A 22487-nucleotide genomic window follows, 5' to 3' on the forward strand; every position below is an offset into this window, starting at 1 on the left:
TGCCCATGAAACCTACCCGCCTGTTGCTCTGCTGGCTTGGCGTACTGCTGGGCTTGAACACGCTACTGGGTGCCGCCGCGGCGTTGCAGTTCAAGGTGCCCGACACCTTGCACTCGGTGGCATGGGGGTTGCTGCTGGCACTGTTGCTCTTGGCCATGCTGGATGCCATGCGCCTGCGCCGTCGGCCATCCGTCAGGTTGCAACGCCACATGCCTGGCAGCCTGGCATTGGGACGCTGGGGCGACGTACGCCTGACGCTGGAGCACGACTACCGGCAGCCGCTGACGGTGCAGGTGTTCGACCATGTTCCCGACGGACTGACCGTGGAAAATCTGCCGCAGTCCATCGAGTTGCGCCCCGGCGAACGTAGCGAACTGGGCTACCGACTACGTCCTGTCAGGCGCGGGCACTTCAGTTTCATCCGCTGCGAAATCCACCTGCCCAGCCCCTTGGCACTGTGGTCGGCACGGCGTTATATCGAGGCACGCGACGCCACCCGCGTGTACCCGGACTTTGCCCGCCTGTACGGTGCACAGTTGTTGGGGGTCGATAACTGGCTGAGCCAACTGGGGGTACGTCAACGCCAGCGACGCGGCCTGGGGCTTGAGTTTCACCAACTGCGCGAATTTCGCGAGGGCGACAGCCTGCGCCAGATCGACTGGAAAGCCACGGCGCGCCAACGCACGCCCATCGCCCGGGAATACCAGGATGAGCGTGATCAGCAGATCATATTCATGCTTGATTGCGGCCAGAGAATGCGCAGCCAGGATGACGAGCTGTCACATTTTGACCACGCCCTCAACGCCTGCCTGCTACTGAGCTACGTCGCCTTGCGCCAGGGCGATGCGGTGGGGTTGTGCACCTTCGCCGGCGAACAGCCGCGCTACCTGGCGCCCGTCAAAGGGAGCGGCCAACTGAACCTGTTGCTCAACGCCGTCTACAACCTGGACACCACCCGCCAAGCCGCCGATTACCAGGCGGCCGCCAGCCTACTATTGGCCCGCCAGAAACGTCGGGCCTTGGTGGTTGTGATCACCAACCTTCGCGATGACGACGATGAGGCATTACTGAGCGCGGTGAACCGCCTTGGCCGCCAGCACCGGGTGTTGGTGGCCAGCTTGCGCGAGGAAGTGCTCGATCAATTGCGTCAATCCCCCGTACAAACCCTTCCCGAGGCCCTGGCATACAGCGGCACCGTGGATTACCTCAATGCTCGTGATGAATTGCACGACCGCTTGAGCGCCCACGGCCTTTCGGTGCTGGACACCCTGCCATCGAAACTGGGCGCGGCCCTGGTCACTCGTTATTTGGGCTGGAAAAAAGCCGGGGTGTTTTGAACGAAAAAACTGGAAAGCAGCGCACAACCGCGACAAGGGCAACAATACCCCGGCCGGGTCGACAACGCGCTGTATCTAGGCAGAGGCCTGCAGGGGGTCAAAACTGAAGTAGTGCATCAAGACGTTGATCAGTTGCCCATATTCCTGGGGCGCCTGAAGCACGCTGAACCCTGAGTCGTAATGTTGCGGGTTGATATCTTCATGGCTCCACAGGCAAGTCGCCGTGAGGTCTATTGCATGGAGGATGCCGTCAGCCCCTGGGATCTTCAAACGCAACTCAAAGTCCACATCGACCATCATGGGCAACTGGCTGATGAGCATCAGCCCGTCTTCAGAGACGTTGCCCAAAAAACCAATAGGCTTGTCGGTGAGACGGTTAAACACTTGCAGGAAGTAAGGTAATTGATGCCGCTCGATCCGTCGGTCGGTAAACATGGTGAGATCGCCATCCTGTGGCCATTACTTTGGCCGTGCCAGTGATTCGGAACGAGCAGAACCGCTCGCTCTCCCTGGATCTCGGTGTGACAGAAGACAACGCTTTGTCACTGAACCGCTGCCGAGTCCGGGCCCTGCATTCGTTCGAATAGAAACTTGTACAAACGAACATTCAAAGGATAGCCCAAGACTGGCAGCCGGCCAGTTATGACATGACGAATATCATCACAATGACGCCGGACGTGGCTGGGCAACGCTTGCGCCGGGGTAATGCCCTAGCTGCTGCAGGGTGTCGAGCCGCGCACGGGCACGGTAGGCGTACTCGCTTGACGGGTACTGCGTGATGATGAACTGGTAAGTCTGAGCCGCATCCACAAACAGTTTCTGGCGCTCCAGGCATTGCCCGCGCAACATCGAAACCTCTGGCTGTACATAACGTCGGGTACGGCTCTGACGGTCGACCTGGGACAATTCCAGGGTGACGCGCTCGCAATCGCCCACCTTGTAGGCGCGATAAGCGTTGTTCAAATGGTGGTCCATCGACCAACGGGTGCAGCCGACAACACTGACGGCCAGGGCAGCAATGAGCAAAATTCGCATGAGGGTTCTCCTGTCTTGTGCAATGTATCGACCCCTCGTCGAAAATCTTCAAGGTCGTTCGCAATCGGCCACAACGAAAACAAGTCAATCGTCGATAAGTAGTGCAAACGAACAATGACTACAACGAAAGAGCATAGTAGCCTTCCTCAGCGCTTGAACTCAGGAGTCTGTGCATGTCCGTCCGTCGTACCAAAATCGTCGCCACCCTTGGCCCGGCCAGCAACTCGCCGGAAGTCCTCGAACAGCTGATTCTGGCTGGTTTGGACGTCGCCCGTCTGAACTTCTCCCACGGCACCCCGGACGAGCACAAGGCTCGCGCCAAGCTGGTGCGTGACCTGGCTGCCAAGCATGGCCGCTTCGTGGCACTGCTGGGTGACCTGCAAGGCCCGAAAATCCGTATCGCCAAATTCGCCAACAAGCGTATCGAGCTGAAGATCGGTGACAAGTTCACCTTCTCCACCAGCCACCCGCTGACCGAAGGCAACCAGCAAGTCGTGGGTATCGACTACCCGGACCTGGTCAAGGACTGCGGCGTCGGTGACGAACTGCTGCTGGACGACGGCCGCGTGGTCATGCGCGTCGACACCGCGACCCCGACTGAACTGAACTGCACCGTGATCATCGGCGGCCCACTGTCGGACCATAAAGGCATCAACCGTCGCGGCGGCGGCCTGACCGCTCCGGCCCTGACTGAAAAAGACAAGGCCGACATCAAGCTCGCCGCGGAAATGGAAGTGGACTACCTCGCCGTGTCCTTCCCGCGCGATGCCGCCGACATGGAATACGCCCGTAAACTGCGCGACGAAGCCGGCGGCACCGCCTGGCTGGTCGCCAAGATCGAGCGCGCCGAAGCCGTGGCCGATGACGAAACCCTCGACGGCCTGATCAAGGCGTCCGACGCCGTGATGGTTGCCCGTGGTGACCTGGGTGTGGAAATCGGTGACGCCGAGCTGATCGGTATCCAGAAAAAGATCATCCTGCACGCACGCCGTCACAACAAAGCGGTGATCGTGGCGACCCAGATGATGGAGTCGATGATCCAGAACCCGATGCCGACCCGCGCCGAAGTGTCTGACGTGGCCAACGCCGTGCTCGATTACACCGACGCCGTGATGCTCTCGGCCGAAAGTGCAGCCGGTCCATACCCACTGGAAGCCGTGCAAGCGATGGCACGTATCTGCGTCGGCGCTGAAAAGCACCCGACCAGCAAGACCTCCAGCCACCGCATCGGCAAAGAGTTCGAAAGCTGCGACCAGAGCATCGCCCTGGCCGCCATGTACACCGCCAACCACTTCCCTGGCGTGAAGGCGATCATTGCCTTGACCGAAAGTGGCTACACGCCGTTGATCATGTCGCGTATCCGTTCTTCGGTGCCCATCTACGCGTTCACCCCGCACCGCGAAGCCCAGGCTCGTGCGGCGATGTTCCGTGGCGTGTACACCGTGCCGTTCGACCCGGCTTCGCTGGCTCCCAACGAAGTCAGCCAGGCGGCCATCGACGAGCTGGTCAAGCGCGGCGTTGTGGAAAAAGGCGACTGGGTCATCCTGACCAAGGGCGACAGCTACCACACCACCGGTGGCACCAATGGCATGAAGATCCTGCATGTGGGCGACCCGCAGGTCTGAGTGACGCGCTGAAAATAAAAAGCCCCGACTGGTTCGGGGCTTTTTTATGCCTGATAGTTTTGTGGGGCCCGACCTGCCACCACACCTTCACCGCCGAGTGATAAAAGCCGACAACGCCGCAACCGCCTCCGGCGACTTCAACCGTTGGGTAAACAGCGCCCCTTCCTCCTCGATCACCTGCCGCAACTGCTCGCGATCCACGCTCTTCATCAATTGCTTGGTCACCTGCACCGCCCCCGGCGCCAACGCTTCAAAACGCCCAGCCACTTCCCGCGCCCTGGCCAGCGCCGCCTCACCACTGCCCAACGCCTCGGTAGCAATCCCCCACGCCGCCGCCTGCTCGCCGGTAAAGCCTTCGCCCAATAGCAACAACTCAGCCGCCTTCGCATGCCCCAACAAACGCGGCAGGATCAAACTTGAGCCAAATTCAGGACACAGCCCAAGATTGACGAACGGCATGCGCAAACGCGCATCGCGGCTCACATACACCAGGTCGCAATGCAGCAACAGCGTGGTGCCGATACCCACCGCCGCGCCTGCTACAGCGGCAATCACCGGCTTGCGGCAATTGAGCAGGCCCTTCATGAAGTGAAATGGCGGGCTGTCGAGATCGCTGGGCGGTTGTTCGAGAAAGTCGCCAATGTCATTACCCGCGGTAAAACAGTCAGCACTGCCTTGAATGAGAACGGCATAAATCGCTGAATCCGCATCTGCGAGTTCAAGGGCCTCGGCCAACTGCGTGTACATCGCACGCGTCAGCGCATTCTTTTTATCGGGACGATTGAGCTGCAAGGTCAGCAGCCCACGTTCGCGGTGCTGCAAAATGGCGTCGGTCATGGCAAATCTCGCGGCTGTGGAAGTCAGCGCTCAACCGCGCGGCAGGAACACATCGGCCAGCAGTTGATTGCGCGGCAATCCCGCCAGGAACAGGCGCTTGGAGAAGGCCTCGACATGGGCGGGGTGCCCGCAGAGTAAGGCCAGCGTTTGCCGAGAAACAAGCCGCAGTTGTGCCAATGCCTGGGCCGCGTCCGCCGCCGTCCACAGCTCCACCACCAGGTTGGAGTGCTGCGCGGCCAACTGGGCCAGGGGCTCGGCCAGGTAGTGCCCCTGAGCATCATGGGCTTGATGAATAACGCGAATAGCGCCCTGGTGATCCTGGCGCAATGCTTCGCGCAACACGCCCCACAACGGCCCCAGGCCTGTACCGGACGCCATCAACCACAGCGGCCGCGACTGCCAGTCAGGATCGTATTGCAGCGCGCCGCCACGCAGTTCGCCCAGGCGCAAACCATCTGCAACCTGCAACCGCCTGGCCATATCGCTGAATTCGCCGGGCAGCCGGCAGTCGAGGTGAAACTCCAGGAAGGGGTCTTCCTGAGGCAAGCTCGCCAGGGAATACGGCCGTGCCACCTTGCCTGCCCACAACACCAAGTGTTGGCCGGCCCGGTAGCGCAGGCCGCGCTCCGGTTGCAGGCGCAGGCGCAGCACGTACGGGCTCAACCAATCCACCCCCACCACTTGGGCGCCTACACCGTCGCGGGCGGGGTCAAATGCCTCGACCCGCAGGTCTGCGCTGACCTGGCACTGGCACGCCAATCGCCAACCCTGCTGGCGCTGCGCGGGGCTCAAAGCGTCGGGTTGCTTGTCCTCGACCGCTCCCTGGCAACGTACCAGGCAGGCATGACAACTGCCGGCACGGCAACTGTAGGGCACGGCCACACCGGCCTGGTTCAGTGCATCCAGCAGGTTGCTGCCGGTGGCGACCGACCAGTGGCGTTCGCCGACATGCAGTTCAGGCATATAAAGGACTCGATGGCAGGGGATGGCCACAGGGAATCATGCCTGCGACAGTTTGACCATAGTCGGGTGTATCGGCCACCGTGCCGGGTTATACTGCCGCGCCTTTTTAGCGTCGCGCCTGCAGCACTTTGGCGTGCCTTGGAAAGGTGGACTCAGCCGACCGATACACCCCACTGAGCCCACCTTTATTGAATGTTCCCTTATAGAGGAGCGCGACTCATGACCGTGATCAAGCAAGACGACCTGATTCAGAGCGTTGCCGACGCCCTGCAATTCATTTCCTACTACCACCCCGTTGATTTCATCCAGGCCATGCACGAAGCCTACCTGCGCGAAGAATCGCCAGCGGCCCGTGACTCCATCGCCCAGATCCTGATCAACTCGCGCATGTGCGCCACCGGCCACCGCCCGATCTGCCAGGACACCGGTATCGTCACCGTGTTCGTGCGCGTGGGCATGGATATACGTTGGGACGGCGCCACCATGGGCCTGGACGACATGATCAACGAAGGCGTGCGTCGCGCCTACAACCTGCCGGAAAACGTCCTGCGTGCATCCATCCTCGCCGACCCGGCAGGCGCGCGCAAAAACACCAAGGACAATACCCCGGCGGTCATCCACTACTCCATCGTCCCGGGCAACACCGTGGAAGTGGACGTGGCGGCCAAGGGCGGCGGTTCCGAGAACAAGTCGAAAATGGCCATGCTCAACCCGTCCGACTCGATCGTTGACTGGGTGCTCAAGACCGTTCCGACCATGGGCGCTGGCTGGTGCCCACCGGGCATGCTTGGCATTGGCATCGGCGGCACCGCAGAGAAAGCTGCAGTGATGGCCAAGGAAGTGTTGATGGAATCCATCGACATCCACGAGCTGAAAAAGCGCGGCCCACAGAACCGTATCGAAGAGATGCGCCTGGAGCTGTTCGAGAAGGTCAACCAACTGGGCATCGGCGCCCAGGGCCTGGGTGGCCTGACCACCGTGCTCGACGTGAAGATCATGGACTACCCAACCCACGCCGCCTCCCTGCCGGTGTGCATGATCCCCAACTGCGCCGCCACCCGTCACGCGCACTTTGTGCTCGACGGTTCGGGCCCGGCGTCGCTGGAGGCGCCACCGCTGGACGCCTACCCGGAAATCGTCTGGGAAGCCGGCCCGTCGGCCCGCCGCGTCAACCTCGACACCCTGACCCCGGAAGAAGTGCAGAGCTGGCAGCCGGGCGAAACCGTGTTGCTCAACGGCAAGATGCTCACCGGTCGCGACGCCGCGCACAAGCGCATGGTCGAGATGCTGAACAAGGGCGAAACCCTGCCGGTGGACCTCAAGGGTCGCTTCATCTACTACGTCGGCCCGGTTGATCCGGTGCGCGAAGAAGTGGTTGGCCCGGCAGGCCCGACCACCGCGACGCGGATGGACAAGTTCACCCGTCAGATCCTGGAGCAAACCGGCCTGTTGGGCATGATCGGCAAATCCGAGCGCGGCCCGACCGCCATCGAAGCGATCAAGGACCACAAGGCCGTGTACCTGATGGCCGTGGGCGGCGCAGCCTACCTGGTGGCGCAAGCCATCAAGAAGTCCCGCGTTGTCGCGTTCGCCGAGCTGGGGATGGAAGCGATCTACGAGTTCGACGTCAAGGACATGCCGGTTACCGTTGCGGTGGACAGCAAGGGCGAATCCGTACACATCACCGGTCCTGCCATCTGGCAGAAAAAAATCAGTGAAAGCCTGGCGGTAGAAGTGCAGTAAAAAGGCAACTGCAATCCATGTGGGAGGGGGCTTGCTCCCGATGGCGGAGTGTCAGTCACTGAATATGTTGACTGACACTCCGCCATCGGGAGCAAGCCCCCTCCCACAATGGTATGGTGCACTCCCCTTACTGCGCCTGTTCATCACCGTATGATCGTGATCCCCCGCCCCCTGCGCTTGACCTTCTATTCCTTGCTGATCATCGCCGGCGCACTGCTGGCCGCAGCCCTGGCAACCCGCCACGCCGAACGCCAGGCCCTGGTGGACGATGCCGCCCGCGCCAATCAACAGCTCGCGTTGTACGCCAACTCCTTGCACACCCTGATCGAACGCTACCGTGCCTTGCCCGCCGTGCTGGCGCTGGACTCGGAAATGATCAGCGCATTGAAGGGCCCGCTGGATGCCGCCACCCAGGATGTGCTCAACCGCAAACTGGAACGCATCAACGGTGCCGCACAATCTTCGACCCTGGAACTGATGGACCGCACGGGCCTGGCCGTGGCCGCCAGCAACTGGAGCCTGCCCAGCAGTTATGTGGGGCACAACTACGGGTTCCGCCCCTACTTCAGCCAGACGCTCAGCCAGGGAACCGGACGTTTTTTTGCGGTGGGGGTGACGACCGGCGTTCCGGGTTACTTCCTTTCCAGCGCCGTGGTGGATGAACAAGAGCAGTTCCTGGGGGCCATGGTGGTCAAGCTGGAGTTTCCCGAGCTTGAACGCGAATGGGCCCAGGGCAACGACCTGCTGCTGGTCAGCGACGCGCGGGGCATCGTGTTTATCGCCAACCAACCGGGCTGGCGCTACCGTAACCTGCGACCGTTGTCGGACAACGACCTGGCCGAACTCAAAGCCACTCGCCAATACGACAAGAAACAACTGCAACCGCTGCAGACCCAGTCGCTGCAACGCTTTGACGACAACAGCCACCTGATGCGCGTCAACGGCCCCGACGGCAATGCCAATTACATCTGGGAGTCCCTGCCGCTCAAAGCCGAAGGCTGGACCCTGCACCTGCTGCGCAAACCGCAATTTGCCTTTGAAGACCAGCGCAACGCCGGCCTCGCTGCGGCGGGCTCGTGGTTTGCGCTGGTGTTCCTGGTGTTGTTCCTTACTCAACGCTGGCGCCTGGCCCGCCTGCGCCAACGCAGCCGCGAAGAACTTGAACAATTGGTCGAAGAACGCACCCAGGCCCTGCGCACCGCCCAGGACGGCCTGGTGCAATCGGCCAAGCTGGCGGCGCTGGGGCAGATGTCGGCCGCCCTGGCCCATGAGATCAACCAGCCACTCACCGCCCAACGCATGCAACTGGCCACCTTGCGCCTGTTGCTGGACCACGGCCGCGTGGGCGATGCCTACAAGGCCCTCACCCCACTGGACGAAATGCTCACCCGCATGGCCGCACTCACCGGCCATCTCAAAACCTTCGCACGCAAAAGCCCCAGCGGCCTGCGCGAGCGCCTGGATTTGGCGCTGGTGGTGGACCAATCCCTGCACCTGCTGGACGCCCGCCTGCGCGATGAAGGCATCGGCGTGGTACTGGACCTGACCCGCCCGGCCTGGGTACGCGGCGATGCGATCCGCCTGGAACAGGTATTGATCAACCTGCTGCGCAATGCCCTGGATGCGATGGCCGACAAGCCGCGCAAACGCCTGGAAATCCGCCTGCATGCCGACCAACAGCTGTGGCGCTTGACCGTCAGCGACAGCGGCGGCGGCATTGCCCAAGAGCACCTCAACAGCGTGTTCGACCCGTTCTTCACCACCAAACCGGTGGGCGATGGGCTTGGGCTGGGGCTGGCGGTGTCCTACGCCATCGTGCATGAACTGGGTGGGCGCCTGATCGCCGGTAACCAGGGCGACGGCGCCGTATTCACCCTCACCTTGCCTATCGCGCTGGAGACGCCCGACCTATGTTGAACGCGGTGATTGTGGTCGATGACGAAGCCAGTATCCGTACGGCGGTGGAGCAATGGTTGAGCCTGTCAGGGTTTGACGTGCAGCTGTTCAGTCGAGCCGAGGAATGCCTGGCGCAACTGCCCAGGGACTTCCCTGGCGTGATCCTGAGCGATGTGCGCATGCCCGGACTCAGCGGCCTGGAATTGCTCGCCGAGGTGCAACGCCGGGATGGGGATTTGCCCGTGATCCTGCTCACCGGCCATGGCGACGTGCCGATGGCCGTCGAAGCCATGCGCGACGGCGCCTACGATTTTCTGGAAAAACCCTTCAGCCCCGACGCACTGCTCAACAGCCTGCGCCGCGCCCTGGACAAGCGCGGCCTGATCCTGGAAAACCGTCGCCTGCATCAGCAAGCCGACCATCGGACGCAATTGGAATCGACCCTGCTGGGCGTATCCCGAGGCCTGCAAACCCTGCGCCGCCAGGTGCTGGACCTGGCGAGCCTGCCGGTCAATGTGCTGATCCGTGGCGACACCGGCAGCGGCAAGGAACTGGTCGCGCGCTGCCTGCATGACTTTGGCCCTCGGGCGAAAAAACCCTTCGTGGCGCTTAACTGTGCTGCGATCCCCGAGCAACTGTTCGAGGCCGAGCTGTTCGGCCATGAAAGCGGCGCATTCACCGGCGCCCAGGGCAAGCGCATCGGCAAATTGGAATATGCCCATGGCGGCACGCTGTTTCTCGACGAGATCGAAAGCATGCCCCTGGCCCAGCAAGTGAAACTGCTGCGGGTGTTGCAGGAGCAGAAGCTGGAGCGTTTGGGCTCCAATCAAAGCATTCATGTGGACTTGCGCATTATTGCAGCGACCAAGCCAGACCTGCTGGAAGAGGCCCGCGCTGGGCGTTTTCGCGAAGACCTGGCCTACCGGCTGAACGTGGCACAACTGCGCCTGCCGCCCCTGCGTGAGCGGCGCGAAGATATTCCGCTGCTGTACGAGCACTTCGCCCACAGCGTGGGTGAACGCCTTGGCCGCAGCGTCGAGCCCTTGAGCGGCGCACAACTGGGGCGCCTGCTCGGCCATGACTGGCCGGGTAACGTACGTGAGCTGGCCAATTTCGCTGAGCGCCAGGTGCTGGGGCTGGGCGATCCGGAGCCGGAAGGAATCGAAGCCGGGCAATCGCTGGCGGCGCAGCAGGAAGCGTTTGAAGCGCATTGTTTGAAGGCTGCGCTGACGCGGCACAAGGGCGATATCAAGGCGGTGTTGGCGGAGTTGCAACTGCCACGGCGGACCTTCAATGAGAAGATGCAGCGGCATGGGTTGGTGCGAGAGATGTTTCTCTAGGCCAATTTTTGTATGGCCTGACAGGCCGCCATCGGGGGCAAGCCCCCTCCCACACTTGACCGTATTCCAACATTGGAACTGGGTCGAATGTGGGAGGGGGCTTGCCCCCGATGAGGCCTGCGGCCATAAGCGGATTTCCGCTCACCCTCCCTCAAAGCATCAGCAACATTCCGCCTATAAAAAACCTACAACCTCTCTAAACCGGGCCTTCATCTACTTGGCACAGCTCCTGCTATAGCCCCAGCCAGGCTGTGCCCCGGCACGCTCCATAAAAACAACTAGATGAAGGATCCTTCAATGGATAACTCCAACGCCCTGCCTCTGGGGTCGGCGGCCGCGCCGACGAAAGAGCGCACCACTTCCAGCCGCATCAAATCGATTTTCAGTGGTTCCGTCGGCAACATGGTCGAATGGTACGACTGGTACGTGTACGCCGCCTTCTCTCTGTATTTCGCCAAGACCTTCTTCCCGAAGGGCGACACCACCGCCCAACTACTCAACACCGCCGCGATCTTCGCCGTGGGCTTCCTGATGCGCCCGATCGGTGGCTGGCTGATGGGGTTGTACGCCGACAAAGTCGGACGTAAAAAGGCGCTGATGGCTTCGGTGTACCTGATGTGCTTCGGCTCGCTGCTGATTGCCTTGAGCCCAGGCTATGAAATCATCGGTATCGGTGCGCCGATCCTGCTGGTATTCGCCCGCTTGCTGCAGGGGCTGTCGGTGGGCGGCGAATACGGCACCTCCGCCACCTACCTCAGCGAGATGGCCACCAAGGAACGTCGCGGTTTCTACTCCAGTTTCCAATACGTGACCCTGATCTCCGGCCAGCTCATCGCCCTGGCGGTGCTGATCGTGCTGCAACAACTGCTCACCACCGAACAACTGTACGCCTGGGGCTGGCGTATCCCGTTCGCCATCGGCGCCCTGTGCGCGGTGGTCGCTCTTTACCTGCGTCGCGGCATGGAAGAGACCGAGTCGTTCACCAAGAAGGAAAAGGCCAAGGAAAGCGCCATGCGCACCCTGATGCGCCACCCCAAGGAACTGCTGACCGTGGTCGGCCTGACCATGGGCGGCACGCTGGCCTTCTACACCTACACCACCTACATGCAGAAATACCTGGTGAATACTGTCGGCATGAGCATTTCCGACTCCACCACCATTTCGGCAGCGACGCTGTTCCTGTTCATGTGCCTGCAACCCCTGGTCGGTGGGCTGTCAGACAAGATCGGCCGTCGTCCCATCCTGATCGCCTTCGGCATTCTGGGCACGCTGTTCACCGTGCCGATCCTCACCACCCTGCACACCATCCAGACGTGGTGGGGTGCGTTCTTCCTGATCATGGCGGCGCTGATCATCGTCAGTGGCTACACCTCGATCAACGCCGTGGTGAAGGCCGAGCTGTTCCCTACCGAAATCCGCGCACTGGGCGTAGGCCTGCCGTATGCGCTGACCGTGTCGATCTTCGGCGGTACGGCTGAATACATTGCGCTGTGGTTCAAGAGCATTGGCATGGAAACCGGGTATTACTGGTATGTGACCGGGTGTATCGCGGTGTCGCTGCTGGTTTATGTGACCATGAAGGACACCCGCAAGCATTCGCGAATCACCACCGATTAAAAGCCTGGCGCGGTAAAAAATGTGGGAGGGGGCTTGCTCCCACATTTTAGTTTTGTGTCGCCTGGCTAATGCGGTCAGGTCTATACCGCCGCTGCGCATACGACGCCCCGCCAATCATCACCACCAGCACCGCCGCCAACACCGCCGACGAGCCAATGGTGCCGAAGTCCAGCCCGCCCTTTTCATGGGGCTTGGTGAGGAAGTCACCCAAGGTCGCGCCAAACGGCCGGGTCAACACAAACGCCACCCAGAACAACAGCACCGACGAGATCTGCGTGAAGTACTTGAGCACCACCACGGCCGCAATGGTCGAGCCGATCAGCAAGGCGCCGCCGGCAAAGCCAAGCCCCGAATCGTCTGCCAGGAAGTCCCCCAACGCCGTACCCAAGGTGTTGGAAAACAGAATCGCCATCCAGTAGAACAACTCCCCACGAAAGGTCTGCACCTTGTTCACGTTCAGCGAATCACCGCTGAGGTGCCACATGGCAAAGATGATCATCAGGATCACGATCAGAATCATCGAGCCTGTGGCGTAACCCAGGCCCAGGGTGCGGTCCATGAAGTCCGACATGGTGGTGCCGGCGGTGCTGGTGGACAGGATCACGATCCAGTACAGCACCGGGTTGTAGGTTTTCGACCACAGCTGCGTCACCAATGTGACCAGGAACACGCTGATCAGGATCATTGAGCTGAGGGCATAGCCGACATCCAGGGTCATCGACAGCAAATCCCCGGCGGTTTCGCCCAGAGTGGTTGCGCAGATTTTCATGACCCAGAACGCAAGGGTAATCTGAGGAAGCTTATTCATGGGATGGGGTGCTCCGAAGCGCAGTCATTCAATTGGCCGCAGACTGAACGTGGAGCTGTGAAAAATAGGTGGGCGCTGTATGAAAATTCCATATCGTTGATGGAAATCCGTCGCCATGCCTTGCAGTATGGCGGCTTCACCGAACTCAACCGCAGGAACCCCGGCCATGCCTGACGATATCCACTTCTACGAACCCGCCAACGGCCACGGCCTGCCCCATGACCCGTTCAATGCCATCGTCGGCCCGCGGCCCATTGGCTGGATCTCGTCCCACGACAGCGAAGGCCGCCTGAACCTGGCGCCCTACAGCTTCTTCAATGCGTTCAACTACATCCCTCCGATCATTGGCTTTTCCAGTGTCGGGCGCAAAGACAGCCTGAACAACATCGAACAGACCGGCGAGTTTGTATGGAACCTGGCGACCCGTCCGCTGGCCGAGCAAATGAACCAGAGCTGTGCAGCGGTAGCGCCTGAGGTGAATGAATTCGAACTGTCCGGGCTGACGCCGGTGGCGTCCAAAATCATCAGCGTGCCACGCGTAGGCGAGAGCCCGGTGGCGTTTGAATGCAAGGTGACGCAGATCATTCAGTTGCAGCGCGCCGACAAGGAGTTGGTGCCGAGTTGGTTGGTGCTGGGTGAGGTGGTTGCAGTGCATATTGCCAAGTGGTTGCTAAAGGATGGCATCTACGACACGGCTGCCGCTGAGCCGATCTTGCGCGGTGGTGGGCCGGCGGATTATTTCCAGTTGGGGCCGCAAGCACTGTTCAAGATGTACCGCCCGGGCGCCACAAGACCCTGACTGAAATGCGATCAAAAATGTGGGAGCGGGCTTGCTCGCGAAGGCGGTGTGTCAGTCACAAATATTTCAACTGACACTGCGCATTCGCGAGCAAGCCCGCTCCCACATTTTGATCAGCGGCGAGATTTAGAAAGTGGCTGGCGCCCAGGCCAGCTGGCCTTCTTCATCCACATCAACCAAGCGCTCAAGCTGCAACGCAGCCGCATCATCGGCATCAGAAGCCGTCTTGAACGTCTGCCCATCAAGGATCTTGTGAAAGCGCGGTGCGCCCATGCCATCCAGTGCCTTGATGGCAACGGCGGCGCTGTAGCCACCTTCTCCCGGCACTACGGCGGAAACGGCTTCGTGGTGGGTAAATTCTTTACGTGCCATGTTGCAGGTCCTGGCCAATGGAAAGGCGGCCATTCTAACCCGCCAGTTGCAGGTACTCGCCATAGGCATGGGCAGCAGATGCGTCGGTGTAGGTCTGAAAGTCCATACTGCGCACTACCATGTCGTTCAACAGCTCGGTAAAGATCATCAGGGCCGGCGAGTTGAAGTAGGCGCTCATCGCCTGCTCGCTGCTCCAGAAGCCTGAAACCAGCCACACATCAGGATCAACCTGGGAATGCTGCAACGAGAATTGCAGGCAACCCTTAGCCTGGCGGCCCGGTTCGATCAAACTGCTCAAGCGTGCACCGAGTTCGGTGCTGCACCCGGTACGGGCACGGATAAAGGCCATATGGCTCGCGGGAATGGGGGTGGACATGTTCGACTCTCCCGTTGAGAAGTGATGCTCGGCAAGCACTGTGAGGGCGTGTTGCCACAGGATCAAAGATAACGGCGCAGGGGTTGGCGCAGTTAGTCGATTCCTGCCGGCTTATTGCACAATCCTGCCGCAAGCGTAGGCAGTGCGTTTGCACCACTGGTTTCATTCCATGGCCCAGCGCCTTGTTTCAGGCTGATGACACGCTTTGTGCTTGCCTGATTCGCGATAGTCCGCAGGATCAGGCAAGGATTGTGCAGGATCGAAGTAACACTTCTTGAAAAGTCGCCGCTAAGCTTGCCTCATCAAAAAAGCCCGCAGAGGACACGTCATGTCGTCGCCTGAATATCTGTCCACTCCCCTCGACGCCGAGATGGAAAAGCAGCGTGCCGAACTGGCCAGTATCGTGCAACGGCACACCTGGGAAGATGGCTCCTACGGCACCGCCATCACCTCGCTCTACCTGAACCGCCACAATGCGCCACGCGACTTCATGCCGGTACTGGTGGAGCCGGCCCTGTGTATCCTCGCCAGCGGCAGCAAGGAAGTGCGCCTGGCCGATGAGATCTTTGCCTACGACCCACTCAATTACCTGGTGTTCTCGGTGGCCATGCCGGTGGCCGGACGGATCATCGAAGCCACGCCGCAAGACCCGAACCTGTCGGTGCGTATCAATATCGACCCGGCACAGCTCACGGCCATGATCGCCGAAGCCGGGCCGATGGGCGTCCCGTCGCGCCCGACCTCCCGTGGCATGTACGTCGACCGCATCGACCACCAACTGCTGGACGCGGTGCTGCGCCTGGCGCGCCTGCTGGATACGCCTAAAGACATCGCCATGCTCGCGCCGCTGATCAACCAGGAAATTCTTTACCGCCTGTTGCGAGGACCACAGGGCTATCGGCTGTATGAAATTGCCGTGGCAAACAGTCAGAGCCATCGTGTAAGCCAGGCGATCAAATGGTTGAACGGCAACTACGAACAACCACTGCGCATCGACGACCTGGCCAAGGAAGTGAACCTGAGCGTCTCGACGTTGCACCATCGCTTCAAGGCGATCACCGCCATGAGCCCGTTGCAGTATCAGAAGCAGCTGCGCTTGCAGGAAGCGCGGCGGTTGATGATTGCCGAAGGGCTGGAAGCTTCGGCGGCGGGGTATCGGGTGGGGTATGAAAGCCCATCGCAGTTCAGCCGGGAATACAGCCGGTTATTCGGTGCGCCGCCTCTAAGAGATCTCGCCAGACTGCGCCAAACCCTCTGATTCAATAGAGATCAAAATGTGGGAGCGGGCCCGCTCCCACATTTGTTTCTGCGCCGATATCTAGTCCAGGCCACGGGGTAATTGCAGGGTGACCCGCAAACCGCCTTCACGCAAATTCTGCAAACTCACTTCACCGCCATGGCTGTGGGCAATATTGCGCGCAATCCCCAACCCCAAGCCATAACCCTGCTGCTGCCCGGCCAGGCGGAAGTGCGGCTCGAACACCTGCTCCAACCGCTGCTCCGGCACCCCAGGCCCCTCGTCATCCACATGCAGGATGAACTGCACACCATCGTCCTCGATGTGCAAATGGGCGTTCTGCCCATACTTCAAGGCATTGTCGATCAGGTTGCCGATGCAGCGCTTGAGCGCCAGCGGCTTGCCAGGGTAAGTGGTAAGCGCCCGGCCGTGCTGGGTGACGCGGCCGTTACCGTTGGGTGCGAGGTAAGGCTCCACCAGGCAGTCGAGTACGTGGTTCAGATCCACCGGTTCGATGTTTTCGTGGATATCGGTGTCTTTCACGCATTGCAGCGCGCCTTTGACCAGCAACTCCAACTCGTCCAGGTCGCGACCGAATTTGGTTTGCAGGTTTTCGTCCTCCAACAACTCCACCCGCAGGCGTAAACGCGTGATCGGCGTGCGCAGGTCATGGGAGATCGCGCTGAACAACTGGCTACGTTCGGTGAGGTAACGGCTGATGCGCTCGCGCATGGCATTGAAGGCGCGGCCCACTTCCACCACTTCGCTGCCGCCGCCTTCGGCCACCGGTTCTACGTCGGCGCCCAGGGACATATCCCGCGCCGCCCGCGCCAGGCGCTTGAGCGGCCGACTCTGCCAGTGCACCAACAAGCCGATAAACAGCAGCAGAAAGCCGCTGGTCAGCACGATAAACCACACCTGCTGGGAGGGCAGGCCTTGTTCTTCGAGGCTGGTGTAGGGCTCGGGCAGCAGCGAGGCGATGTACAGCCATTCGCCGGGCGCCAGTTGGATCTGCGTGACCAGCACCGGCGGGTTCACCGGCTCCAGGGTCAGCGCGTAATGGGCCCAGGAGCGTGGCAGTTCATCGAGTTTCAAACCGGCGTTGAAGATGCGCAGGTCTTCGGCACTGACGAACTCTACCGAGATGTGCACGTCGGCGCCCAACGTCTGGCGCAGCACTTCGTCCACGGCCACCAGTACCGCCTGTTTACGCGGTGTTTCGGGCAGCACCTGCATATCCAGCGGGCGGTCGTTGAGCGTCACCACAAAACGCGTGCCGCCCATGCTGCGCAATTGGTCAAGGACCAGCGGGCGATAGGCCACCGGCAACGAACGGAAATAACTCACGCTGGCGGTCATCGAGTGCGCCAGGCTGCGGGCGCTGGTGACCAGCCCTTCAAGCTGTGTGGCGCGCAGTTGCGAAACCCAGATCACGCTGGACAGCGCCTGGGCGAACAACACCGCGAGCAAGGTGAGCAGCAGCATGCGCCCCAGCAACGAGCGTGGTACCGGAAAACGCCGGCGGCGTTCGCTCAGGTGTTCGCCCAGTGGCTCAGTGCGCATTGCCGGCAACCACGCTGGCTGCCAGTTGGTAACCGCTGCCGCGCACGGTGCGGATCAGCTTCGGTGGCTTTTCGGTATCGCGCAGGCGCTGGCGCAGGCGGCTCACAGCCATGTCGACGATACGGTCCAGCGGCATCAGGTCGCGGCCTCGGGTGGCGTTGCCAATGGTGTCGCGGTCGAGGATCTGTTGCGGGTGGTCGAGGAACAATTTGAGCAGGGCAAAGTCGGCACCGGAGAGGATCACTTCTTCGCCATCCACATGGAACAAGCGGTGGCTGATCATATCCAGGCGCCACTCATCGAACACCAGCACGTCACTGCTACCGCTGCGCTCCTGGCCAAATTGGGCGCGGCGCAACAAGGCCTTGATTCGCGCCTGCAACTCGCGAGGGCTGAAGGGTTTGCCGATGTAATCGTCGGCGCCCAGTTCCAGGCCGATCACCCGGTCGGTTTCATCGGAACTGGCGGTGAGCATGATGATCGGCACCTGCGCCTGGCGCGGGTGCTGGCGGATCCAACGGCACAGGCTGAAACCGTCTTCGTCCGGCAACATCACATCGAGGATGACCAGGTCGCACGGCGCCTCGTTCATCGCCTGGCGGAACCCCGCGCCGTCCGGCACGCCACGCACCTGGAAACCGGCGCGACTGAGGTAGGTTTGCAGCAATTCGCGGATTTCCTGGTCGTCGTCGACGAGGAGAATGGACTTACTGATTACGCTCACGGGGGCCTCCTTGTTGTTATGGCCAATCTGTAGGAGCGAGCTTGCTCGCGAAAATCCTGAAGCTGGCGCGTATCACCTGATGCGCTGCGTTATCGTTGGCGCTCTTCGCGAGCAAGCTCGCTCCTACATCGTAAAAGCCTGTTCGAGCGCGACTCCAGCCCCAGTCAACCCGGAATACGGCGCCGTCACCAACCACACCGGAATGCCCTTGAAGTAGTCACTCATGCAGCCCTTGTCGCGAAAGCTCTTGGCGAAACCACTGGTGATAAAGAAGTCGGCAAACCTCGGTATCACCCCGCCCACGATATACACGCCACCGCGACCACCGGTGGTCAGCACATTGTTGCCCGCCACCCGGCCCAGCCAGATGCTGAACTGGTCCAATACTTCCATGGCCACCGGGTCGCCGGCCAGGCCTGCGGCGGTGATGGCCTCGGGCGTTTCCAGTACCGGGGTGTGCCCATCCACCGCGCAGATCGCCCGGTACAGACGCGGCAAACCGCCACCGCTCAAGGCGGTTTCAGCGCTGACATGGCCGATCTCAGAGTAGATGTGCTGCCACAACTGGGTTTCACGCGGGCTGCTAAGGGGCAGGTCGACATGCCCGCCCTCCCCCGGCAACGCCGCGAAGCGCCCGCCGCCCAGGTCCAGCAAGGTGCCGACGCCCAGGCCTGTGCCTGGGCCGATCACCACGGCGGGGCGCAACGGTTCCGGCGTGCCTTCGCAGACCACGCGAAATTCGTCGGGTTTCAGGCGGGTCATGCCCAGGGCCATGGCCGAGAAGTCATTGACCAGCAGCAGTTCATCCACCTGCAGGGCTTTGCAAAACGCGGTCTTGCTCAGGCGCCAGTGGTTGTTGGTGAACTTGAATTCATCGCCACTCACGGGACCTGCCACCGACAGGCACACCGCACCGACGGCACCGATTTCCAGGCCCTCTTCCTTGAGGTAGACCTTGATGGCCTCCTCGGGGCTGGCGTGATCCGCCGTGGCGTGCACGCGGATCGAATGCAGTTCCTGGTCCCGCCACAACGCAAAACGGGCGTTGGTTCCACCGATGTCACCGACCAGCGCTAGCTTCACTTAAGCGTCTCCAAGGCAGAGGTAAAGGCGCTGGCGCCTTGCTCTGCGGAGCTTGCGGCCAAGCGCATAAATGCAAACAGCTCGCGACCGGCCCCCACGTTATTGCCCAACAGGCCCGTGGCAGGCGCGCGTGCTGCAAATTCTTCGGCGTCCACCTTAAGCTCCAGGGTGCCCTTCACGCCATCGACGCGAATGATATCGCCATCGCGCACCCGCGCCAGCGGCCCGCCGCTCTGGGCTTCGGGGTTGACGTGGATCGCGGCGGGAATCTTACCCGACGCGCCGGACATACGCCCGTCTGTCACCAACGCCACTTTGAAACCACGGTCCTGCAACACGCCCAGGAATGGGGTCATTTTGTGCAGTTCGGGCATGCCGTTGGAGCGCGGCCCCTGGAAGCGCATCACCGCGACAAAGTCTTTTTCCAACTGGCCGGCCTTGAATGCGTCCGCCAGGTCCTGCTGGTCCTGGAACACCACCGCCGGTGCTTCGACGATCTGATGCTCAGGGGCCACGGCAGAAACCTTCATCACGCCACGCCCCAGGTTGCCTTCCATCACGCGCAAGCCGCCTTCGGGGGAGAACGCACGGGCCACGGGGCGCAGGATGCTTTCATCGAGGCTCTCGATAGGCCCGTCGCGCCAGATCAGCTCGCCGTCCACCAGGAACGGCTCCTGGGTGTAGCGGCTCAGGCCCTTGCCGGCCACAGTATTGACGTCTTCGTGGAGCAGGCCGGCCTCCAACAGCTCGCGGATCAGGAACGACATGCCGCCCGCCGCCTGGAAGTGGTTGATGTCGGCCTTGCCGTTTGGATAAACGTGGGACAGGGTCGGCACCACCTCGGAGAGGTCGGCCATGTCGTCCCACGTCAAAATGATGCCCGCCGACATGGCGATGGCCGGCATGTGCAGGGTGTGGTTGGTGGAGCCGCCGGTGGCGTTGAGGGCAATGATGGAGTTGACGATGGATTTTTCATCGACGATCTCGCCGATCGGCATGAAGCTGCCATTGGCCTTGGTCAAGCGCGTGACCTGGTGTGCCGCCTCGCGGGTCAGCGCATCACGCAGCGGCGTGTACGGGTTGACGAACGACGCGCCCGGCAGGTGCAGGCCCATCACTTCCATCAACAACTGGTTGGTGTTGGCGGTGCCGTAGAAAGTGCAGGTGCCGGGGCTGTGGTAGGACTTCATCTCCGATTCCAGCAGCTCTTCGCGGGTGGCCTTGCCTTCGGCGTAGCGCTGGCGCACATCGGCTTTCTGCTTGTTGGAGATGCCGGACGGCATGGGGCCGCCGGGCACGAAGATCATCGGCAGGTGACCGTAGCGCAACGCGCCCATCATCAGGCCGGGGACGATCTTGTCACAGATGCCCAGCATCAGCGCGGCGTCGAACATGTTGTGGGACAGCGCTACCGCCGTGGACATCGCGATCACTTCACGGCTGAGCAGGCTCAGTTCCATGCCGGGCTCGCCCTGGGTCACGCCGTCGCACATGGCGGGGGTGCCGCCGGCGAACTGGCCGACCGAGCCGACTTCGCGCAGGGCTTTCTTGATCTGTTCGGGGAAATGTTCGTAGGGCTGGTGCGCCGAGAGCATGTCGTTATATGACGAAACAATTGCCACGTTGGCGGCATTCATCATGCGCAGGCTATTTTTATCTTCAGTGCCGCAACCGGCCACGCCATGGGCGAAGTTGGCGCATTGCAGCTTACCGCGCATCGGACCGTCGCTGGCAGCGCCGCGAATGAGCGCAAGGTAAGCCTCGCGGGTGGCGCGGCTGCGGGCGATAAGCCGTTCGGTGACCTCAAGAACGCGGGGATGCATGTGTAGAACTCCAGGCTAACGGATGTGGCGACCTGAGTGTCTATGCTGATCAAACGCCCGCAGCGCATGGGATGGCAGGGTGTCGTTTGGATCATCGGACCAGTTGATTCAGGTCACTCGTTGTAGATTGAACAAAATATTGCCACTAAAAAGGCTTGTTTTCTATTTTTATGCGAATAATCTTGTAATTCTTACAACAAATCGACGACAGGCACTTTCCAATGACTCTTCGCATCGCAATCAATGGTTTTGGCCGTATTGGCCGTAATGTCCTGCGCGCACTGTATACCCAAGGCTACCGCCAGGATTTGCAGATCGTCGCCATCAACGATCTGGGCGACAGCTCGATCAACGCCCACCTGCTCAAATACGATACCGTGCATGGCACTTTCGAAGCAGAGGTCGCCCACGATCAGGAAAGCCTGACCGTCAATGGTGACCGGATTGCCGTCAGTGCCATTCGCAACCCCGCCGACCTGCCGTGGGCTGCGCACAAGATCGACGTGGTGTTCGAATGCACCGGTCTGTTCACCGACCGTGACAAGGCTGCCGCCCATATTACCGCCGGCGCACGCAAGGTGATCATTTCTGCACCGGCCAAGGGCGCTGACGCCACCGTGGTCTACGGTGTGAACCACGACATTCTGCGCCAATCCCACCAGATCATCTCCAACGCCTCGTGCACCACCAACTGCCTGGCGCCAGTGGCCCAGGTGCTGCATCGCGAGCTGGGCATCGAAAGCGGCTTGATGACCACCATCCACGCCTACACCAACGACCAGAACCTGACCGACGTCTACCACACCGACCCGTACCGCGCGCGCTCGGCCACCCAGAACATGATCCCGAGCAAGACCGGCGCCGCCGAAGCCGTAGGCCTGGTGCTGCCGGAACTGGCGGGCAAGCTGACCGGCATGGCGGTGCGTGTACCGGTGATCAACGTGTCGCTGGTGGACCTCACCGTACAACTGAAGAAAGAAGCCAGCGCCGAGCAGGTCAACGCGCTGCTCAAGGACGCCAGCCAGCACTCGAAGATCCTCGGCTACAACACGCTGCCGCTGGTTTCCAGTGACTTCAACCACAACCCGCTGTCGTCGATTTTCGATGCCAATCACACCAAGGTCAGTGGCAAGTTGCTCAAAGTGCTCGCTTGGTATGACAACGAGTGGGGCTTCTCCAACCGCATGCTGGATAACTGCCTGGCGCTGTGCAACGCTGAATAATCCTGTGTGAAAACCGGGCTTGTGTGGGAGCGGGCTTGCTCGCGAATGCGGTGTGTCAGATACACATGAATTGACTGACACACCGC

General features: G+C 61.2%; 20 protein-coding genes. 9 read left to right on the forward strand and 11 right to left on the reverse strand.

All coding sequences use genetic code 11. The features are described from left to right. Positions 1-5 precede the first annotated feature (5 nt). A complete protein-coding gene (locus DYL59_RS12690) occupies positions 6-1337 on the forward strand; it encodes a DUF58 domain-containing protein (RefSeq protein ID WP_135289477.1) in 1332 nt (443 codons plus the stop codon). Positions 1338-1412: 75 nt separating this feature from the next. On the opposite strand, the gene DYL59_RS12695 is transcribed toward DYL59_RS12690, so the two are convergent. Both DYL59_RS12695 and DYL59_RS12700 read right to left on the reverse strand, forming a co-directional pair. Continuing rightward, positions 1413-1772 carry a PilZ domain-containing protein gene (locus DYL59_RS12695; RefSeq protein ID WP_135289478.1) on the reverse strand — a complete coding sequence of 120 codons (360 nt, stop codon included), beginning with the start codon at positions 1770-1772 and terminating at the stop codon, positions 1413-1415. A gap of 225 nt (positions 1773-1997) precedes the next feature. Next, complete coding sequence (locus DYL59_RS12700) at positions 1998-2372, reverse strand: tol-pal system YbgF family protein (protein ID WP_135289479.1); 375 nt, start codon at positions 2370-2372, stop codon at positions 1998-2000. Positions 2373-2545: 173 nt separating this feature from the next. Here DYL59_RS12700 and pyk point away from each other — a divergent pair, with 173 nt between their 5' ends. Further along, a complete protein-coding gene (gene pyk / locus DYL59_RS12705; RefSeq protein ID WP_135289480.1) occupies positions 2546-3997 on the forward strand; it encodes a pyruvate kinase in 1452 nt (483 codons plus the stop codon). An 87-nt stretch (positions 3998-4084) separates the two neighbouring features. Here pyk and DYL59_RS12710 read toward each other — a convergent pair whose 3' ends face one another. Further along, positions 4085-4834, reverse strand: coding sequence for an enoyl-CoA hydratase-related protein (locus tag DYL59_RS12710; RefSeq protein WP_135289481.1), 750 nt, complete (start codon positions 4832-4834; stop codon positions 4085-4087). A gap of 30 nt (positions 4835-4864) precedes the next feature. Next, positions 4865-5797, reverse strand: coding sequence for an iron-sulfur-binding ferredoxin reductase (locus DYL59_RS12715; RefSeq protein WP_135289482.1), 933 nt, complete (start codon positions 5795-5797; stop codon positions 4865-4867). A 219-nt stretch (positions 5798-6016) separates the two neighbouring features. On the opposite strand from DYL59_RS12715, the gene DYL59_RS12720 reads away from it, so the two are divergent. The 4 genes from DYL59_RS12720 to DYL59_RS12735 all read left to right on the forward strand — a co-directional run bounded on the left by DYL59_RS12720 (position 6017) and on the right by DYL59_RS12735 (position 12393). Next, a complete protein-coding gene (locus DYL59_RS12720) occupies positions 6017-7540 on the forward strand; it encodes a fumarate hydratase (RefSeq protein ID WP_135289483.1) in 1524 nt (507 codons plus the stop codon). A 150-nt stretch (positions 7541-7690) separates the two neighbouring features. Then, positions 7691-9457 (forward strand): ATP-binding protein, encoded by a 1767-nt coding sequence (locus DYL59_RS12725; RefSeq protein ID WP_135289484.1) that lies wholly within the window; start codon positions 7691-7693, stop codon positions 9455-9457. Then, positions 9451-10776 carry a sigma-54-dependent transcriptional regulator gene (locus DYL59_RS12730; protein ID WP_135289485.1) on the forward strand — a complete coding sequence of 442 codons (1326 nt, stop codon included), beginning with the start codon at positions 9451-9453 and terminating at the stop codon, positions 10774-10776. The genes DYL59_RS12725 and DYL59_RS12730 overlap by 7 nt, the downstream gene beginning before the upstream one ends. 297 nt (positions 10777-11073) lie before the next feature. After that, on the forward strand, positions 11074-12393 hold the full coding sequence (locus DYL59_RS12735) for an MFS transporter (RefSeq protein ID WP_135289486.1): 1320 nt from the start codon (positions 11074-11076) through the stop codon (positions 12391-12393). A 46-nt stretch (positions 12394-12439) separates the two neighbouring features. Here the strand turns inward: DYL59_RS12735 and DYL59_RS12740 are convergent, their stop codons facing one another. Continuing rightward, positions 12440-13201 (reverse strand): COG4705 family protein, encoded by a 762-nt coding sequence (locus DYL59_RS12740; protein WP_135289487.1) that lies wholly within the window; start codon positions 13199-13201, stop codon positions 12440-12442. 166 nt (positions 13202-13367) lie between these two features. On the opposite strand from DYL59_RS12740, the gene DYL59_RS12745 reads away from it, so the two are divergent. Beyond that, entirely contained in the window at positions 13368-14000 is a 633-nt protein-coding gene (locus DYL59_RS12745) for a flavin reductase family protein (protein ID WP_135289488.1), read from the forward strand. Positions 14001-14126: 126 nt separating this feature from the next. Here DYL59_RS12745 and DYL59_RS12750 read toward each other — a convergent pair whose 3' ends face one another. After that, positions 14127-14372, reverse strand: coding sequence for a hypothetical protein (locus tag DYL59_RS12750; protein WP_135289489.1), 246 nt, complete (start codon positions 14370-14372; stop codon positions 14127-14129). 34 nt (positions 14373-14406) lie between these two features. Continuing rightward, complete coding sequence (locus DYL59_RS12755; protein ID WP_135289490.1) at positions 14407-14748, reverse strand: antibiotic biosynthesis monooxygenase family protein; 342 nt, start codon at positions 14746-14748, stop codon at positions 14407-14409. Positions 14749-15076: 328 nt separating this feature from the next. Here DYL59_RS12755 and DYL59_RS12760 point away from each other — a divergent pair, with 328 nt between their 5' ends. Beyond that, a complete protein-coding gene (locus tag DYL59_RS12760) occupies positions 15077-16006 on the forward strand; it encodes an AraC family transcriptional regulator (RefSeq protein WP_135289491.1) in 930 nt (309 codons plus the stop codon). Positions 16007-16066: 60 nt separating this feature from the next. Here the strand turns inward: DYL59_RS12760 and DYL59_RS12765 are convergent, their stop codons facing one another. The 4 genes from DYL59_RS12765 to edd form a co-directional block, all read right to left on the reverse strand. Further along, positions 16067-17548: an ATP-binding protein gene (locus tag DYL59_RS12765; protein WP_135289492.1), complete on the reverse strand. Its 1482-nt coding sequence runs from the start codon at positions 17546-17548 to the stop codon at positions 16067-16069. Continuing rightward, positions 17538-18272, reverse strand: a complete 735-nt coding sequence (locus DYL59_RS12770; protein ID WP_135289493.1) for a response regulator — start codon at positions 18270-18272, stop codon at positions 17538-17540. The genes DYL59_RS12765 and DYL59_RS12770 overlap by 11 nt, the downstream gene beginning before the upstream one ends. Positions 18273-18395: 123 nt before the next feature. Then, complete coding sequence (locus DYL59_RS12775) at positions 18396-19355, reverse strand: glucokinase (protein ID WP_135289494.1); 960 nt, start codon at positions 19353-19355, stop codon at positions 18396-18398. Then, positions 19352-21178: a phosphogluconate dehydratase gene (gene edd / locus DYL59_RS12780; RefSeq protein ID WP_135289495.1), complete on the reverse strand. Its 1827-nt coding sequence runs from the start codon at positions 21176-21178 to the stop codon at positions 19352-19354. The genes DYL59_RS12775 and edd overlap by 4 nt, the downstream gene beginning before the upstream one ends. A gap of 221 nt (positions 21179-21399) precedes the next feature. On the opposite strand from edd, the gene gap reads away from it, so the two are divergent. Further along, positions 21400-22401: a type I glyceraldehyde-3-phosphate dehydrogenase gene (gene gap, locus DYL59_RS12785; RefSeq protein WP_135289496.1), complete on the forward strand. Its 1002-nt coding sequence runs from the start codon at positions 21400-21402 to the stop codon at positions 22399-22401. The last annotated feature ends 86 nt before the right edge of the window (positions 22402-22487 follow it).

Origin of the sequence: Pseudomonas kairouanensis (assembly GCF_004682055.1) — a bacterium.
Lineage (GTDB): Bacteria > Pseudomonadota > Gammaproteobacteria > Pseudomonadales > Pseudomonadaceae > Aquipseudomonas > Aquipseudomonas kairouanensis.

Excerpts from the sequence above, each read along its gene's own strand:
- DYL59_RS12690 (WP_135289477.1), top strand. The coding sequence starts at position 6 with ATGAAACCTACCCGCCTGTTGCTCTGCTGGCTTGGCGTACTGCTGGGC.
- DYL59_RS12695 (WP_135289478.1), bottom strand. The coding sequence starts at position 1,772 with ATGTTTACCGACCGACGGATCGAGCGGCATCAATTACCTTACTTCCTG.
- DYL59_RS12700 (WP_135289479.1), bottom strand. The coding sequence starts at position 2,372 with ATGCGAATTTTGCTCATTGCTGCCCTGGCCGTCAGTGTTGTCGGCTGC.
- pyk (WP_135289480.1), top strand. The coding sequence starts at position 2,546 with ATGTCCGTCCGTCGTACCAAAATCGTCGCCACCCTTGGCCCGGCCAGC.
- DYL59_RS12710 (WP_135289481.1), bottom strand. The coding sequence starts at position 4,834 with ATGACCGACGCCATTTTGCAGCACCGCGAACGTGGGCTGCTGACCTTG.
- DYL59_RS12715 (WP_135289482.1), bottom strand. The coding sequence starts at position 5,797 with ATGCCTGAACTGCATGTCGGCGAACGCCACTGGTCGGTCGCCACCGGC.
- DYL59_RS12720 (WP_135289483.1), top strand. The coding sequence starts at position 6,017 with ATGACCGTGATCAAGCAAGACGACCTGATTCAGAGCGTTGCCGACGCC.
- DYL59_RS12725 (WP_135289484.1), top strand. The coding sequence starts at position 7,691 with ATGATCGTGATCCCCCGCCCCCTGCGCTTGACCTTCTATTCCTTGCTG.
- DYL59_RS12730 (WP_135289485.1), top strand. The coding sequence starts at position 9,451 with ATGTTGAACGCGGTGATTGTGGTCGATGACGAAGCCAGTATCCGTACG.
- DYL59_RS12735 (WP_135289486.1), top strand. The coding sequence starts at position 11,074 with ATGGATAACTCCAACGCCCTGCCTCTGGGGTCGGCGGCCGCGCCGACG.
- DYL59_RS12740 (WP_135289487.1), bottom strand. The coding sequence starts at position 13,201 with ATGAATAAGCTTCCTCAGATTACCCTTGCGTTCTGGGTCATGAAAATC.
- DYL59_RS12745 (WP_135289488.1), top strand. The coding sequence starts at position 13,368 with ATGCCTGACGATATCCACTTCTACGAACCCGCCAACGGCCACGGCCTG.
- DYL59_RS12750 (WP_135289489.1), bottom strand. The coding sequence starts at position 14,372 with ATGGCACGTAAAGAATTTACCCACCACGAAGCCGTTTCCGCCGTAGTG.
- DYL59_RS12755 (WP_135289490.1), bottom strand. The coding sequence starts at position 14,748 with ATGTCCACCCCCATTCCCGCGAGCCATATGGCCTTTATCCGTGCCCGT.
- DYL59_RS12760 (WP_135289491.1), top strand. The coding sequence starts at position 15,077 with ATGTCGTCGCCTGAATATCTGTCCACTCCCCTCGACGCCGAGATGGAA.
- DYL59_RS12765 (WP_135289492.1), bottom strand. The coding sequence starts at position 17,548 with ATGCGCACTGAGCCACTGGGCGAACACCTGAGCGAACGCCGCCGGCGT.
- edd (WP_135289495.1), bottom strand. The coding sequence starts at position 21,178 with ATGCATCCCCGCGTTCTTGAGGTCACCGAACGGCTTATCGCCCGCAGC.
- gap (WP_135289496.1), top strand. The coding sequence starts at position 21,400 with ATGACTCTTCGCATCGCAATCAATGGTTTTGGCCGTATTGGCCGTAAT.